Annotated in this window: 14 protein-coding genes; 8 read left to right on the top strand and 6 right to left on the bottom strand. The window is 54.5% G+C overall.

Going from position 1 to position 14,793, the window contains the following annotated elements:
• The first annotated feature begins 4 nt into the window (after nt 1–4).
• Nucleotides 5–1,924, top strand: a complete 1,920-nt coding sequence (locus SYN8016DRAFT_RS12170; RefSeq protein WP_006854718.1) for an APC family permease — start codon at nt 5–7, stop codon at nt 1,922–1,924.
• A complete protein-coding gene (gene queA, locus SYN8016DRAFT_RS12165) occupies nt 1,917–3,038 on the top strand; it encodes a tRNA preQ1(34) S-adenosylmethionine ribosyltransferase-isomerase QueA (protein WP_006854717.1) in 1,122 nt (373 codons plus the stop codon). The genes SYN8016DRAFT_RS12170 and queA overlap by 8 nt, the downstream gene beginning before the upstream one ends.
• 91 nt (nt 3,039–3,129) lie before the next feature.
• Here the strand turns inward: queA and cysK are convergent, their stop codons facing one another.
• The 3 genes from cysK to SYN8016DRAFT_RS12150 form a co-directional block, all read right to left on the bottom strand.
• Nucleotides 3,130–4,116 carry a cysteine synthase A gene (cysK, locus tag SYN8016DRAFT_RS12160; protein ID WP_038014794.1) on the bottom strand — a complete coding sequence of 329 codons (987 nt, stop codon included), beginning with the start codon at nt 4,114–4,116 and terminating at the stop codon, nt 3,130–3,132.
• A 342-nt stretch (nt 4,117–4,458) separates the two neighbouring features.
• Nucleotides 4,459–5,943 carry a PLP-dependent transferase gene (locus tag SYN8016DRAFT_RS12155; RefSeq protein ID WP_006854715.1) on the bottom strand — a complete coding sequence of 495 codons (1,485 nt, stop codon included), beginning with the start codon at nt 5,941–5,943 and terminating at the stop codon, nt 4,459–4,461.
• Nucleotides 5,940–7,097 carry a PLP-dependent aspartate aminotransferase family protein gene (locus SYN8016DRAFT_RS12150; protein ID WP_038014792.1) on the bottom strand — a complete coding sequence of 386 codons (1,158 nt, stop codon included), beginning with the start codon at nt 7,095–7,097 and terminating at the stop codon, nt 5,940–5,942. The genes SYN8016DRAFT_RS12155 and SYN8016DRAFT_RS12150 overlap by 4 nt, the downstream gene beginning before the upstream one ends.
• Before the next feature lie 310 nt (nt 7,098–7,407).
• Between SYN8016DRAFT_RS12150 and SYN8016DRAFT_RS12145 the strand changes: the two genes are divergently transcribed.
• Nucleotides 7,408–9,198, top strand: a complete 1,791-nt coding sequence (locus SYN8016DRAFT_RS12145) for an ABC transporter ATP-binding protein/permease (RefSeq protein WP_159098331.1) — start codon at nt 7,408–7,410, stop codon at nt 9,196–9,198.
• Between the two features lie 48 nt (nt 9,199–9,246).
• Nucleotides 9,247–9,504 carry a hypothetical protein gene (locus tag SYN8016DRAFT_RS12140; RefSeq protein WP_006854712.1) on the top strand — a complete coding sequence of 86 codons (258 nt, stop codon included), beginning with the start codon at nt 9,247–9,249 and terminating at the stop codon, nt 9,502–9,504.
• A 71-nt stretch (nt 9,505–9,575) separates the two neighbouring features.
• On the opposite strand, the gene SYN8016DRAFT_RS12135 is transcribed toward SYN8016DRAFT_RS12140, so the two are convergent.
• Nucleotides 9,576–9,977: a hypothetical protein gene (locus SYN8016DRAFT_RS12135; RefSeq protein WP_006854711.1), complete on the bottom strand. Its 402-nt coding sequence runs from the start codon at nt 9,975–9,977 to the stop codon at nt 9,576–9,578.
• A gap of 439 nt (nt 9,978–10,416) precedes the next feature.
• Between SYN8016DRAFT_RS12135 and SYN8016DRAFT_RS12125 the strand changes: the two genes are divergently transcribed.
• On the top strand, nt 10,417–10,680 hold the full coding sequence (locus SYN8016DRAFT_RS12125) for a hypothetical protein (RefSeq protein ID WP_038014737.1): 264 nt from the start codon (nt 10,417–10,419) through the stop codon (nt 10,678–10,680).
• A 124-nt stretch (nt 10,681–10,804) separates the two neighbouring features.
• Here the strand turns inward: SYN8016DRAFT_RS12125 and rpsD are convergent, their stop codons facing one another.
• The gene (gene rpsD / locus SYN8016DRAFT_RS12120; RefSeq protein ID WP_006854709.1) at nt 10,805–11,413 is read right to left on the bottom strand and encodes a 30S ribosomal protein S4; all 609 of its coding nucleotides are present in this window, start codon (nt 11,411–11,413) and stop codon (nt 10,805–10,807) included.
• Between the two features lie 78 nt (nt 11,414–11,491).
• On the opposite strand from rpsD, the gene yidD reads away from it, so the two are divergent.
• The 3 genes from yidD to SYN8016DRAFT_RS12105 are packed head-to-tail and all read left to right on the top strand — an operon-like array spanning nt 11,492 to nt 13,596.
• A complete protein-coding gene (yidD, locus tag SYN8016DRAFT_RS12115) occupies nt 11,492–11,758 on the top strand; it encodes a membrane protein insertion efficiency factor YidD (RefSeq protein WP_006854708.1) in 267 nt (88 codons plus the stop codon).
• On the top strand, nt 11,739–12,047 hold the full coding sequence (locus tag SYN8016DRAFT_RS12110) for a glutaredoxin family protein (RefSeq protein ID WP_006854707.1): 309 nt from the start codon (nt 11,739–11,741) through the stop codon (nt 12,045–12,047). The genes yidD and SYN8016DRAFT_RS12110 overlap by 20 nt, the downstream gene beginning before the upstream one ends.
• 25 nt (nt 12,048–12,072) lie before the next feature.
• Nucleotides 12,073–13,596 (top strand): UDP-N-acetylmuramoyl-L-alanyl-D-glutamate--2,6-diaminopimelate ligase, encoded by a 1,524-nt coding sequence (locus SYN8016DRAFT_RS12105; protein WP_006854706.1) that lies wholly within the window; start codon nt 12,073–12,075, stop codon nt 13,594–13,596.
• Between the two features lie 4 nt (nt 13,597–13,600).
• On the opposite strand, the gene cax is transcribed toward SYN8016DRAFT_RS12105, so the two are convergent.
• A complete protein-coding gene (gene cax, locus SYN8016DRAFT_RS12100; protein WP_006854705.1) occupies nt 13,601–14,746 on the bottom strand; it encodes a calcium/proton exchanger in 1,146 nt (381 codons plus the stop codon).
• Nucleotides 14,747–14,793: the final 47 nt, after the last annotated feature.

Genomic DNA, 14,793 nt, shown 5'->3' with positions numbered 1-14,793 from the left:
AGCTGTGTTGGCTGCTTCGTTGCTGTCACGCCTGATTGGCCGAGCCTTGCCTCGGGCTCAAGTCGCCCATGAGCGACTGCCCAACCTGCAGGCTTTGCCGATTCTCTCGTCGGATGCTCTCTCCTCTGTGGCTTACGCCACAGAGGCATCGCTTGGGGTGCTCATCCTGGCGGGGAGTTCGGCCCTCAAGCAGTCGCTCCCCATCACCCTGGCGATCATCGCGTTGATCGTGATTGTGGTGCTGTCCTATCGGCAGGCGATCTCCGCCTATCCCAATGGCGGCGGTTCTTACGTGGTGGCTCGTGAGAACTTGGGACGCAACGTCAGCCTCGTGGCCGCGGCAGCCCTTCTCATCGACTACACGCTCACAGCCGCCGTGAGCTTGATGGCTGGAACCCAGGCCCTGTCGTCTTTGCTGCCCTCGTTGCTGCCCCATGAGTTGGCGTTGTCCCTCCTGCTGCTGGCTCTGGTGGGTTGGGCCAATTTGCGGGGCCTTCGTGAGGCGGGCAGGGTTTTTGCGATTCCCACCTATGTCTTCGTGGTGATGATCCTGTTGCTCACCCTTGTTGGGGTGAGTAACCTCAACTTGCACCATGGCTGGACGCCGGAGCCGCCGCCTTTGGAGGCCGCTCTGCAGCCCTTAGGGCTGTTTTTGATCTTGCGCGCATTCAGCTCTGGTTGTTCGGCGATGACCGGGATTGAGGCCATCTCCACTGGCGTGCAGGTGTTTCGTGAACCCGCAGCGCGCAATGCCCGCGTGACGCTGCTTGTGATGGGTGGATTGCTTGCATCGATGCTTTTGGCCGTGACGGGCCTGGGCTTCATGTACGGCGTTGCCCCAGATCCTCAAGTCACCGTTTTGGCTCAGATCGGTGTTCGTGTGTTTGGCAGCGGCAGCCTCTTGTTTTGGCTGTTGCAACTCTCCACCCTGCTGATTCTGGTCTTGGCCGCCAATACGGCCTTTGCTGGGTTTCCTCTGTTGGCGGCGATGCTTGCGGAAGACCGTTGCCTGCCGCCGCAGATGCGCTGGTTGGGAGACCGTTTGGTGTATCAGAACGGCATTGGCGTTCTGTTGGCGGTGTCGGCGTTGATCATTTGGATCTGCCAGGGAGACACCACCGTGGCGGTCAATTTGTATGCCCTTGGCGTGTTTACGGCGTTCACGCTGTCGCAGCTGGGATTGGTGCTGCATTGGTGGCGCTTGCGTGGATCGGGTTGGCAGGGGCGGATGGCGCTCAATGCCTTGGGTGCCTTCTCCACGTTCGTGGTGTTGTTGGTGATCATCGTGAGCAAGTTCACAGAGGGCGCCTGGACGGTGGTGATTGCTCTGCCCCTGGTGGTGTGGGGGCTCGCTTTGATTCGCAAGCGCTCTCGAGAGGTGCAGGCTTTATTGGCGCCTGATCAGGGCATGGAGCCTCTTTACCTAGAGCCGAATGCGTCGCCATGCCATCAGGCCATCGTTTGGCTTGGTGGTCTCAATCAGCCCTCTTTTGAAGCCGTGCGTTATGCCTGTTCGATTGCCGATCAGGTCACGGCTGTGATGGTGGTGGTTGATCAAGACGAAGCGGGTCAACTCAGTCAGGAATGGGATCGTCTAGCGGGATCTCAGACAGGCGCCTTGGAGCTCAAATTGCTTGAGAGTCCATTCAGCTCTCTCCTGCAGCCCTTTTGTGATTTTGTTGTGGATCAGGAGCAGCTTCATCCTGAGCAGTGCACAACGGTTGTGATGCCATTTGTCATTCCGAGGGATCACCTGGATCAAACCCTCCTGAACCAGAGGGCTTTCAACCTGTTTCGTGCTCTTTCTGATGGCAAAAGTCGCGTGTTTTCGATGGTGAGGTACTACATCCCGACCGCCGGGACTCCAGGTGACTTCGTGCGGGCAGCATGGGCTGATGTTGTGGTGGAGCCAGATCATGCCTGACTCACGCGATCTCCAGCTCAGCTCGTATGACTACGTTCTGCCGGAAGAAAGGATTGCGCAGGCGCCGGTGGAGCCGCGGCACGATGCGCGTCTGTTGGTGGTGCCCCCTGCAGGGAGCTCCCTGTCTGAGCTGAGGCATCAACGCGTTTGGGACTGGCAGCAGGAGTTGCAACCTGGCGATCTTTTGGTGGTGAATGACACCCGCGTTCTGAAAGCCCGTCTTCGGGTGCGGCGCAGTGGCGGTGGTTTGGGTGAATTGCTCGTGCTCGAGCCCCGTGGCGAGGGGAGGTGGTTGTGTTTAGCGAGACCTGCCAAACGCATGCGGCCTGGTGATCAGCTTTGGCTCGAGGCCTTGGAGCAAGAACCGTTGTCCTTAGCCGTGCTGGCAAACGATGCTGCCAGCGGCGGCCGGATCGTGCAGTTTCCTCCGGATTGCGTGGATGCGCTTGCACTCGAAGGACTGTTGGAGCGTTACGGAGAAGTGCCGCTTCCTCCTTACATCACGCGACATGACAGCTCGGATCAAGAGCGCTATCAAACCCGCTACGCCACCCGTCCAGGAGCGGTCGCCGCTCCGACGGCGGGATTGCATCTCAGCGATGCCTTACTAGAGGCGATTGCTGAGCGGGGTGTCGCTTTGGCCCATGTGACCTTGCATGTGGGATTAGGCACCTTTCGGCCGGTAGAAACGGAGGATCTGAAGGATCTCACCTTGCACAGTGAATGGGTGGAGGTGCGCCCTGAAGTGGTGGAAGCGGTCTTGGCCTGTAGAGCTCGCGGCGGCCGGGTGATTGCCGTGGGCACCACGAGTGTGCGCGCACTGGAGGCGGCAGCTGCTGCGGGTGGAGGGAGTCTGCAGCCCTTGAAGGGGCCTGTGGACCTCGTGATTCAGCCCGGCTATCGCTTCCAAGTTGTGCAAGGTTTGCTCACAAATTTCCACCTTCCCAAGAGCTCCCTGTTGCTTCTTGTGAGCGCCCTGATTGGTCGCGACCCGTTGCTTCAGATCTATGCCGCAGCGATCGAGGAGATGTATCGCTTTTATTCCTATGGCGATGCCATGTGGATTGCTCCTGAGGCGGTGCTTTGCGATGCACGTCCTGGAGGTACGGCCTAAGGAGCCTTTTGGTGGGCACATGAAAAAGCCCCGTGCTCAGACGGGGCATCACAACGCTCATTCGCGAAGGTGTTGATCTAAAACGTGTTGATCAGACAGGAACGGGTTGTTCGATGATGCCGGTGGGCACATCGGCGAACATCACGGAGGAGAGATAACGCTCGGCAAGGTCGGGTAGGACCACCACGATCGTTTTGCCAGCAAATTCATCCTGTTGGGCGAGGCGAATGGCCGCTGCGGCTGCGGCGCCACAAGAAATCCCTACTAGCAGGCCTTCCTCCTGGGCCAAACGCAGGGCCATTTCGATCGATTCCTCGTTGGTGACTTGCTCCACGCGATCGACCACAGAGAGATCGAGATTCTTGGGGATGAAGCCGGCGCCGATGCCTTGAATTTTGTGGGGGCCTGGCTTGAGCGCCTCGCCATTCATGGTTTGGGTGATCACAGGGCTGTGGCTTGGCTCCACGGCTACCGAGGTGATGGCCTTGCCCTTTTCCTGTTTGATGTAACGCGAGACGCCGGTGATGGTGCCGCCGGTGCCAACGCCGGCGACCAAGACATCGATCGCTCCATCGCAGTCACTCCAGATCTCAGGCCCAGTGGTCTTCTCGTGGATCTCTGGGTTGGCGGGATTATCGAACTGCCCAGGCATGAAGTACTTGGCAGGATCGCTATCAGCAATTTCCTTGGCCTTGGCGATGGCGCCAGGCATGCCCTTGGCGGCTTCCGTGAGAATCAGTTCGGCACCAAGCACGGCCATCACCCGTCGACGTTCAATCGACATCGATTCCGGCATGGTGAGGATCAGCTTGTAACCCCGAGCTGCCGCAGTGAAGGCCAGGGCAATGCCAGTGTTGCCTGAGGTGGGCTCCACGATGGTTTTGCCTTCGCTGAGAACACCGCGCTTTTCAGCGTCCCAGATCATGTTGGCGCCAATCCTGCACTTCACGCTGTAGGCGGGGTTGCGGCCTTCGATTTTGGCCAAAACCGTGGCTTTGCAACCCTTGGTGACGTGGTTGAGGCGAACGAGCGGAGTGTTGCCGATGGCTTGGCTGTTGTCGGCGTAGACGCGGGACATGAGGCTGGAATTATTTTCTAGAAATTTAATTGCCATCACTGGCACTTGATTCCAGCTTCAGGCCCTTTTAAGACTTCGGCGTCTGTTGATGTGGGTTTGGCTAAGCCGACCAGATCAACAGCTGGGTTTCCGATGAAAACTGTCTGGGTTTCCGATGAAAACCTGCTACGCGTCGTTTTTGACATGCGCTTTGATTGCTATCTCCCCTGCTGCTGCTTGGGCAGAGTCTGAGGAGCAGTGGCGTGGCCCCTATCTGCGACTCGGTTCTCGAGATAGCTGGCACTCAGATTGATCTTCAATCTCAAGCCGTTCTGGCGAGTTTGCGTCTGCGTTTTTAGTGGCCTAACGAGACAGGGCGCGTTCAAACCGTTGCCAAAGCTCCTCAGGCTGTTCGAGTCCGACCGAGACGCGCAGGAGGTGAGCGGGAACGCCGCAGTCCTTAGCCCAAGCCAGCTCGTCGTAGTGAGCCAAAAGCACATAGGGGCACACCAAGGTGAACGGTGTGCCCAGGCTTGGCCCTTTGCATACCGACAACGCGTCGTAAACGGCTTGGGCTTGATCGCTACCGCCCTTGAGTTCAAAGGAGAGCAGACAACCATGTCCGGCACCGGGGCGCAGGAGGCTATGGAAGTTGGCGCATTGATCGGGGTAATACACGCGAGCCACTGCCGGGTGGCGGTTGAGCCGCGCGGCTAAGGCTTGGGCATGGCGATTGAGTTGGGGAACGCGTGCTTGGACATCGCGGCTTCCTTGTTCCAGGGCGATCACATCGGCATCGCCAAGGGCGACGAACCCTGTGATTGATCGCTGCTCTCGGAAGGTTTGCTCCCATGGGGACCAAGGGCTCACGACCAGGGATCCAGACAACACATCACCACGGCCGGCAAAACTTTTGGTGAGGGAACTGAAGATCAGGTCTGCGTGAGGCAGGGGATCGATGTTCAAGCAAGAGCCGATCGTGTCGTCTGCGATCACTAGAATCCCTCGGTCGTGGGCTAGGCGGGCGAGGGTGGAGAGATCCACGCACTGAAGAAGTGGATTGCTGGGTAGTTCCACAATCACAGCTGCTGGATCGATGCGATCAAGAGCGGCTTCTACGGCTGCGCTGCTGCTGTCGAGGAGCAGTTCGCTGCCGGCAAAGACCACCTGAGGCAGTTTCAGCACATCCACGTAAGGGAAGCCGATTTGCAGGGTGGGGCGTCCGGGGCGCAATGCCGTGACCCATTGAAGAGCGGTGTGCAGAGCAGCCATCCCGGAGGGATGCAGGCTCAATTGCTGGGATTCACACCCATAGATGGCGGCCAGTCGTTCGATCACAAGAGCCTGGGCTTGATCAGCGCTCCCAGCTGCTGGTGCTGCTTCCTTGTTCAAGCTGATCGCGGCCCGTCGCGACGAGGCTCCTAAACCAGCGTGTTGCCAGAAAGCCTTGGCATGGGGGCTTGCTTCAGCGTTGGCAATCAAGACGGCGAGTCCGAGTTGATCCACGATTTGGGTGGAAGCATGGGGAGCCACCCCATGGCAATGGTCCTGGGCGAGCTGGGCGGCAGCTCTGTTGGGGTAGGGCCAAGCACTGGATCCAGCCGAAGTCATGCCGGCTGGCAGCATCGCTAGGGTTTTGCGGGCAACCTCCGCAACCAAAGGATGGAGCGCAAAACGTGGATAAAACGCTCGTAATTGCGAGCGGCATTGCGGATCGTTGTCTTCGTAGGCGATGACGTCGCGCCAGCGCGGTAAGGCCACCGATACGGCGTGGGTGCTGTCAGGCAAGGGATGGCCGAGGTCCTCGCCTTGCCAGCAGGGATTGCGCAGGAGATCGCGGGGACTCACGGAAGCAGGCTGAGGGCGTGGTCAAGATCGATCAAGAGGTCCGTGATGTCTTCGCAGCCAAGCGATAGACGTATCAGTCCGTCGCTGATTCCTAAGGCTGTTTTGATCTCGGCAGAAACGGCGGCGTGGGTCATGGTGGCTGGATGGCAGATCAAGCTCTCAACTCCGCCAAGGCTTTCGGCCATCGTGAACCAACGCAGGGCTTTACACACGGCATAGGCCTGTTCACGGCTCGCATTTAATCCAATCGTCACGATCGCTCCGCCTCCCTTCATCTGGCGCGAGGCCACAGCCCTCTGTGGATGATCGTCTCGTCCTGGGTAGCGCACCCACGACACGGCGGGATGGGATGCCAAATGATCTGCCACCGCAGCGGCATTCGCCATCTGTTGGTTCAGGCGCAGAGGCAGCGTTTTGATGCCTCGGGTGATCAGCCAACAGTCGAAGGGTGAGGGCATCAGCCCCAATGCTTTTTGGGCAAACACCATCTTTTGGTGCCAGCTGGGCTCATCGGTGCAAACCGCACCACCGAGGGCATCGGAATGCCCATTGATGTATTTCGTGGTGCTGGTGAGGGACAGGGTGGCGCCGAGTTCCAGAGGACGTTGCACCAAGGCGGTCGCGAAGGTGTTGTCGACCACGACGGGGACGCCCGCGGAGCGGGCAGCGCTGCAGACCGCATCGAGGTCAATGACCTTGAGCAGTGGATTGGTGGGACTCTCCAGCCAGACCATCGCTGGCTGCCGCTCAATGATGCGGGCTGCCGCCTCGGGGTTGGTGAAATCCACCCATTCGGTGCGCACCCCAAACTTGGCAAACACCTGTTCGAACAAGCGCACGGTGCAGCCGTAGAGGTTCTCCTCGCAGAGCACCAAATCTCCCTGGCTCAGGGTGGAGGCAATCGCGGTGATCGCACTGACCCCTGAACCAAACACCGTGGCATGGCTACACGCCTCTACGGAGGCCAACACCGTTTCAAGAATGCGGAAGTTGGGGTTGCCCGAGCGGGTGTAATCGAATCCGCCTGGATTGCCATGCTCAAACGTAGAGGTGGCGTAGATGGGTGGCATCACCGTGCCGGTTTCGCTCGCGAAGCTTTCGCCGTGGTGAATGGCCCGGGTGGCTGTCGCCGGTTCTGGGACAGGACGCTGCAAGGCGTTGATGCGATCTATAGCAAGGCTATTCAACGGACCTTTGTTGAAGGGATGTTGAAGGGGCTGGCTGGCCTTCAAGATGAGGATCGGTGAAGGAGTGTTGATGGGCGCAACGAATACGAAAGATCTAAGGCAGTTGTTGCTGCCTTTTTTCGTGAATGGCACAGATCGGCGCTCGCTACAGCTGTTTATCGCTCTGATGAGCTCGGTGATTGCTGTCTCCCTTGGCTTATCAGCCTGGACCATTTTCATTGCGAATGGTCTGATCACTCATTTCCTTCCAGCCGACTTGATCACTGGTCTGAGTGTGATGGTTGATTTTGCTGGCTGGCTTGTGAATAGCCGCGCCTTAGCTGTGCTTACGGTGTTGTCCGTTATGGCGGCTGGTTTCGCTGCATGGCCTCTTCGGGGGATGGATACCCGTCGGCGTGTGGCTTGGTTGTATGTACTGGTTATTTTTTGGTTTTTGTTGGTTGTAAGCGCACTCTCGGTTCTTATAACTTACTTTTTAAGGGATCTGACCAATTCATTCGTAGCTAGAGATGTTGCGGGTTCTCGTAGGGGATTGGTTCAAATTTTTGTCTTGTTGTGTGTTTTTATTCCGGCGATTTATGTCTATAGCTTTACCAGAAGTGCGTTTGCTAATTTTTGGCGTGAAGCGATGACCCTACGCTTTTTTGGTGGTTATCTGGGCGGGAGATTTTTCTACCGGCTGAGCTCTACTGGCTCAGTTGATGGCGTTCCGATTGATAATCCTGATCAAAGGATTGCGCAAGATATTGAAAAGTTCACAGAGAAAAGCTCGGAGTTGTTTTTTGAGCTGGTTGAATCTTTTGTTTCGGCTGCAAGTTTCGCCGTAGTCTTGATTACTATTGATGCGTGGATTCTTTTATATGTAGTGGTGTATGCGGTCTTCACGACTGGTCTAATTGCTTTTGTTGGCAAGAAACTTGTTCAATTGAATTATATTCAATTGATGCTAAATGCTGATTTCCGCTACTCTTTGACGCGTGTTCGAGATAATGCTGAGTCGATTGCTTTCTACGGCGGTGAAAGGAGCGAATGGGCGCGAGGTATAGATGCATTATTTGCCGCCATTGGAAATCAATATCGTGTGATTCGATTCAGTTCAGTGGTAAGGTCTATTTCGGTTGCATTCAGGAATTTTACCTACCTGGCTCCTTATCTTTTGCTTTGGTCTGTTTACTTTAAGGGCGAAATTGAGTATGGGGTTTTCATTCAAGTATCAATGGCATTCGGGTCTGTGACGCGAGCTTTTAGCTTTGTTGTGGATAATTTCCCTGATATCGCCAATTTGCTTTCCAATGGCCAACGTCTAACTGAAATTGGTCATGGTTTCGATCTCAGCGCAGGTGATCTCGAGACTGGCCCTTCCTTGTCTGCATCGCATTCAGCTCCCGAAGCCAATCTGCTAGCTCCTGGGGTGATGATTCATGTGGAGTCCGCCACGCTGAAGATTCCATCCGAAGAGCGCACATTGGTGCGAAACCTCAGCATCGATCTCGATCAGGAGAGTCGTCTTCTTGTTGTGGGTCCATCGGGATGTGGGAAAACGTCGTTGCTGCGGATGTTCAGCGGCCTTTGGCCTCCCGCTTCTGGAGTGGTGGCATCACGGGGATTTCGAGAGGGGGTGATCTTTGTTCCGCAGAAGCCCTATGTGTTTTCAGGCTCCTTGCGCGAACAGCTGCTCTATCCAGATGTTGAGTTGGATCTCAACCAGGAGCGGATGTACACACTGCTCGACTCGGTCTCTCTTTCTTCCGTTCACCAGACCCTTGAGTCATCAGAGGCGTTCATTGATTGGCCAAAAGTGCTCTCTGTGGGAGAGCAGCAGAGAATTGCCTTTGCGAGGGTTTTGCGGGCCAAGATGAAATTTGTGCTTCTCGATGAATCCACCAGCGCGTTAGACATCCCAACGGAACGGGCGGTGTATCAGCTACTCCGTGATGCTGGCGCTGGGTATGTGAGTGTGGGACATCGGTCTACTTTGCTGCCCTTTCACGACTCTGTTCTGGAGCTTGATCGTGACGGCGGCTGGAGGTTGTGTGATGCCCATGACTATGCCTTCCCGCAGGCTTGATGGTTTGCCTCAGGGCGTCTTAGCGTTCAAAGGTTGTTGGAATGCATCATGAAGGAAAGCCAGGTGCAGCAAAGTGACAAGGATGAATGGCGTGATCATGTGCTTCAGGAGATTGTTGACTTCTTAAGTAAGAACAAAGAAAAGATTCATGGGCGTTATCTCGATCAACGAAGCGGCAAACTTCCACGAGATTTTATTGAAGAGAAAGGCTTGATGGATTTTGAATTGGCGATCACATTTCTGGAGGATAAGCCCAAGGGAATGGGGCTAGGTCTTGGCTTTTTCAAGGCGACTCTGATTCGCTGAATGTAAGAAAACTTTCTTGATTCCTCGAATCAAGACGTTGAGCGATGAATGAGATGCTGTGTGGTTAGGGACTAAAACCCCAAACCGATAAATAGTTCTTGATGCACAACATAGGTGTGGTACAAGGTTGTTCCGGCATTGGGCGAAAGTTCGATTCCATCACTGTTGAAGGCGATGTTGCAAATCAAGTTTCCTTTCCAGGCAATCTTGTCTTCACTTTGCTCTGCTGACCATTCCATTGCAGCGCTGAAATGATCAGGAATGATGGCTCCGATTCTTTCGCAGATGTCTGAAAGCCTGCAGAGGGCAGGAGGTTTTGCAGGTAGCGATAAACCTTTCCTTAATATTAATTCGTCGATCACTCCTGTATATCTCACAAATTCGATGAATGCCTCTTCCTCTTCTGTGAGTGAGGCCTTGGAGAGTGCTTGATCAAAGAGATCGGCCGGAAGGACTGGCCTGGTTTTAATCATTTTGTTCAAACGCTTTGTTGCAGGGAAATGATTGTAGTAACCAGGGTTGGATTTTTGAATATCAGTGGCTTCGCCCGTGGGTGCGCTCTCGTTATTCAGTGCAAAGGGTTGTGTGTCATTGATTGCACGACCAGCAATTGTTTGCCACAGTACTTGAAAAGGGTCAATTCCATGGGTCTGAGGAAATCACTTAAAAAAGCCATGGTTTATTTGCTTGGCGTTGTCGATGAGTACTGGGCGATGCGAGAGCCTAGTCAGTACGGCAAAAAGGATCCCGAATGTTCGATCTCTGCTGAGAGTCAGGACTGTGTGAGCAAGAGTGTGCCCCATTGAAAGCGTTGATAACTGATGAAAGAAAATGGTTATAGCGAAAAATATTGTGATTATTGAGGAGTCTTGTGGGGTTAGCGTTATAGTTCTGTTTAATTGAGAATTTCAGTTGAATCAAGCCAGTATCCGCCGATTTATATTTACTTTAATTACGGGCTATTTGGCGATTTTTGGTGTTCAGCAGATCCCCTATGAATTTCCCAATCAATGGGCTGTGTTGATTCCGGTTTTGATCGTTGTTTACATCATTACAGTATGGCTGGATGGAGTTTTCTTTAAGGATGATCAACCTCTTGAAAAGCTTCCTGCTTCCGTTACAAAGGCAAAGAAGAAGAAATCATCTAAAAAGTCGAATGGATTTGGCGATACTTAGAAAATTATTTGATTGGCTTGAAAGGTGTGTGTGGGCATAAAAAATCCTGCTGGCTTGATCTCCAAGGCCAACAGGAATAGACATGGATTGAGAACAGTCCCAGATCGAAATCTGGGCTTGAACCTCAGACTTTTCTGGAGTAGTACTCAACCACTAGCAGTTCGTTGATCTCAAGGGCCACCCATTCGCGCTCAGCGCGGCCAACCACTTTCGCGCTCAGCTTGGGTTTGTCGAGTTCAAGGTGGGGAGGCACGTTGGCCAATCCTGGGAATTGAAGATTCGCTTCAGCGAGCAGTTTGCTGCACTTGCGTTCGCGAATGGCGATCACATCACCTGCCTTGCACTGATAACTAGCGATATCAGTGACCCGTCCATTCACGGTGACGTGGCCATGATTCACCAATTGGCGTGCGCCGGGCACGGTTGGACCAAATCCAATGCGGAAACAAACATTGTCGAGACGGTTCTCGAGCAGCTTGAGCAGGTTGGTTCCTGTTGAACCTTCCTGAGCACGCGCTTTCTTCACGTAGCGCACAAGTTGACGTTCGGAAACGCCGTAATTGAAGCGAAGCTTTTGCTTCTCTTCTAAGCGGATTGCGTATTCGGAGCGCTTGCGACGGGCTTGGCCGTGCTGACCGGGTGGATAGGACCGTTTTGCGGCCTTCCGGGTGAGACCAGGGAGGTCTCCCAAGCGCCGCGTGATCCTCAGGCGAGGGCCGCGGTATCTGGACATAGGAAAGAAGGGATGAAATGGTTCGCGCTCAAGCGAGAATCCGTCATGCTGGGTTTGTGGCCCGCACCGCGGAATCGCATGCACGAATTAAACATCCTATCTGCCGGCAGCACGCATCCCCTCAATCGGTTGGTAAGCGCGCTGATGCTTGCGCTGATCAGTTTTTATCGGCGTTGGATTTCCCCTTTGATCGGCCCTCGCTGTCGTTTCATCCCAACATGTAGTGCCTACGGTCTTGAGGCGATTGAGCGCCATGGTCCCTGGAGGGGCGGTTGGCTCACTCTGAGACGGTTGCTGCGTTGCCATCCCTTTACCCCCTGCGGCTGTGACCCCGTCCCCGATTGATTCCCGGCGACTGTTGCTCTACAGCAGGGTTGGTTGTTGTCTCTGTGAGGGGCTGGAACAGCGCTTGCGAGACCTCAATCTTGAGCGAAGCGTCCATCCCCTACAGCTCGTTGTGGTGGACATTGATTCACCCGAATGTCCAGCGTTATTGCGCGCGCGTTATGACCTCGAGGTGCCCGTTTTGGTCTTGGAGGACACCGAGCTCCCTCGCGTTTCCCCCAGACTGAGTGGGGATGGATTGCGCAACTGGTTGCAGCGGGTCTGCTCCACTGGGGCAGGTTCGGATTAGAAAACCCTTCTGTGGTGCCCCAGCGATGACCCAGACACTCCACGCCTTGCTTCATTCGGTGGGTTTGCCTGTCCCCCAGGGCTTGGTCGATGTCGTGATCGAATCGATCACCTGTGATTCACGTGGCGTGGGTCCTGGGAGTTTGTTCATCGGTCTTCCCGGCGGAATGGTCGATGGAGGCAGCTTTTGGCCTAATGCTCTCGCTGATGGCGCTGCCGCTGTACTGATTGGCTCAGCCGCTGCTGCTGCTAAGCCTCCTGAACACAGCGACGCCGTGGTGGTGGTGCCTGATCCAGTTGCTCTTTGGGCTGGTGAGCTGGCAGCAGCTTTTTGGAATTACCCCAGTGATCGCATCGGCTTGATTGGGGTTACGGGCACCAATGGCAAAACCACCACGACGCATCTGATTGAACATTTGAGTTCGGCTTGCGGACGTCCTTCTGCTCTGTTTGGGACCCTTCTGAATCGCTGGCCTGGCCATAGCGTGACCGCAACTCATACCACCGCTGTGGCTGATCGGCTGCAGGCTCAGCTCGCGGAGGCCTGTGCCGCTGGCGCTGAGATCACGGCCATGGAGGTGAGTTCCCACGCCCTTGATCAGCATCGGGTGGCTGGATGCCGCTTTTCTGGCGCTGTGTTCACCAATCTCACCCAGGACCATCTCGATTACCACGAGACGATGGCGTCTTATTTCGAAGCCAAAGCTCGCCTGTTTGCCTCACCGCTTGCCCCACCTCTGATTGCTGATCGTGGCGCTCAATTTGTCGTGAATGTGGATGACCCTTGGGGCAAACAACTGGCGGAGCGGTTGGGCGATCGTTGTTGGCGGAGTTCGTTGTCCGAGGGCTCAGTTCCCGCAGAATTGACGATGTCAGATTTGGTGATGGGCTCGTCTGGGGTTGAAGGCCGCCTGTTGAGTCCGGTTGGTGAGGGCTCGTTTCACTCCCCACTGCTGGGTCGATTCAATGTGATGAATCTGTTGCAGGCCGTAGGGGCCTTGCTTCAGCAAGGTCTCCCTTTGGAGCCGCTCCTTGAAGCTATCAGCACATTCGGTGGCGTTCCTGGTCGGATGGAACGGGTTGTTGTGACCTCAAAGGGGGCAGCGTTGCCCACGGTCTTGGTGGATTACGCCCACACGCCAGATGGATTGCGCAGCGCTTTGAAGGCCTGTCGTCCTTTCGCGGACGGCAAACTGATTTGTGTGTTTGGTTGCGGTGGTGATAGGGATCGTGGCAAGCGTCCGCAGATGGCTGCGATTGCGGCAGAGCTTGCTGATGGGGTGGTGGTGACGTCTGATAATCCACGCACAGAAAATCCTCAACAAATCCTGGATGATGTTCTGAGTGGAATTCCTAGTGGAGCTGCGTTAACGGTGACCCTGGATAGAGCGGAAGCGATTGCGGAAACGATTCAGAATGCTGGCTCACAAGATCTTGTTCTCATTGCTGGTAAAGGTCATGAGGATTATCAAATTCTGGGTACCGAAAAAATTCATTTTGATGACCGTGAACAGGCTTTAAAAGCCCTGCAAGATAAATTGAGTTCTTAAACTTCTAGCTTGGGTAATAGTAAAAAGCTGCTCCGAAAATCGAAAACATTCCCAGGAGTAAAACACCTTCCAGCCAATTCGATTTTGCGTCCATATTCACAAGATTTACAATTAAGACACTAAAGATGAGCGCGATGACTTCGAAGGCTGTGAAGTCAAGATCCATGGGCTGACCGATCACAGATCCAATCATGATCAGTGATGGGGTGATTAGTAGGGCAACAAGCAAGCTGGATCCCATCGCTAAGGAGATGGGGAGATCCATTTGATTTTTTAAGGCTCCTTTAACGGCAGGCACATACTCTGAAAACCCCCCAATGATCGGAATGATGATGATTCCGGTAAATAGGGCACTGAATCCGAGCTGTTCTGTGGCAGGTTCTAAAAAATGTACAAAGCTCTCCGATTGGTAAGCCAAGCACGCTGTGCTAACGATTAATTGAATAATCCAGGGCGCTAAGTTTATTTTTTTTGCTGCTTCCTGAGGTGCATCAGCGTCATCATTATGGCTGTGTTGGGGGTTAAACAGATGGCTATGGGTCGCGAGCGAGAATATTAGTGTTAGGAAGTAAATGATAATAAGGACTGCCGCAACAGTCATTGATAGGCCATGAATTGCGACGGGATCATCGATTCCTGATGTGCTGATGAGGGATGCAGGTAGGGCCATCGCCATGACAGCTAAGGTCATGGCCGCACCGTTGGTGCGAACCATGGTTTCCTGAAAACTTTGTTCGCTGTACTTCAATCCACCTACAAGCATCGCCACGCCCGTAACGAGGAGTAGATCGGAGAGAATCGCTCCAGTAATACTTGCCTTGACCACATCAATAAGGCCCAATCTTAGAGCCGATAGGGCAATAATAAATTCAGCACAATTGCCAAACACTGCGGTGCAGATGGCTCCAATCGTTGGTCCGCTATGTTCTGCAATCTCTTCCGTTGCATCGCTAAGCAACAGGGCGATCGGAATGATGCCTGTCGCTGAAACAATGAAACAAAGCAGAGTTGGCCAACCCTGCATCGAGGCCAGCTGTGTTATCCCCAGCATGAGTAGCGCTGGAATCAGCTTCCAGCGTCCGGATTGGACGAAGGAGGATATCAAGCTTTGGGGTATGAGTTCGTCGACTTTATGAAGGCCTGAGCGCATGTATTGTTTGATGGTTAAATGGGGTTGAGATCCTTGCTACGGCAGAA

It is taken from the genome of Synechococcus sp. WH 8016, from assembly GCF_000230675.1.
In the GTDB taxonomy this organism is placed as follows: Bacteria; Cyanobacteriota; Cyanobacteriia; order PCC-6307; family Cyanobiaceae; genus Synechococcus_C.
The sequence above is the reverse complement of the archived record's forward strand: the minus strand, read 5'-3'. Positions and strand labels throughout refer to the sequence as shown.

What these genes read in the sequence shown, in the direction of transcription:
- queA (WP_006854717.1), top strand. Translation starts at nt 1,917, where the DNA reads ATGCCTGACTCACGCGATCTCCAGCTCAGCTCGTATGACTACGTTCTG.
- cysK (WP_038014794.1), bottom strand. Translation starts at nt 4,116, where the DNA reads ATGTCCCGCGTCTACGCCGACAACAGCCAAGCCATCGGCAACACTCCG.
- SYN8016DRAFT_RS12145 (WP_159098331.1), top strand. Translation starts at nt 7,408, where the DNA reads ATGGTTGATTTTGCTGGCTGGCTTGTGAATAGCCGCGCCTTAGCTGTG.
- SYN8016DRAFT_RS12140 (WP_006854712.1), top strand. Translation starts at nt 9,247, where the DNA reads ATGAAGGAAAGCCAGGTGCAGCAAAGTGACAAGGATGAATGGCGTGAT.
- SYN8016DRAFT_RS12135 (WP_006854711.1), bottom strand. Translation starts at nt 9,977, where the DNA reads ATGATTAAAACCAGGCCAGTCCTTCCGGCCGATCTCTTTGATCAAGCA.
- rpsD (WP_006854709.1), bottom strand. Translation starts at nt 11,413, where the DNA reads ATGTCCAGATACCGCGGCCCTCGCCTGAGGATCACGCGGCGCTTGGGA.
- yidD (WP_006854708.1), top strand. Translation starts at nt 11,492, where the DNA reads ATGCACGAATTAAACATCCTATCTGCCGGCAGCACGCATCCCCTCAAT.
- SYN8016DRAFT_RS12105 (WP_006854706.1), top strand. Translation starts at nt 12,073, where the DNA reads ATGACCCAGACACTCCACGCCTTGCTTCATTCGGTGGGTTTGCCTGTC.
- cax (WP_006854705.1), bottom strand. Translation starts at nt 14,746, where the DNA reads ATGCGCTCAGGCCTTCATAAAGTCGACGAACTCATACCCCAAAGCTTG.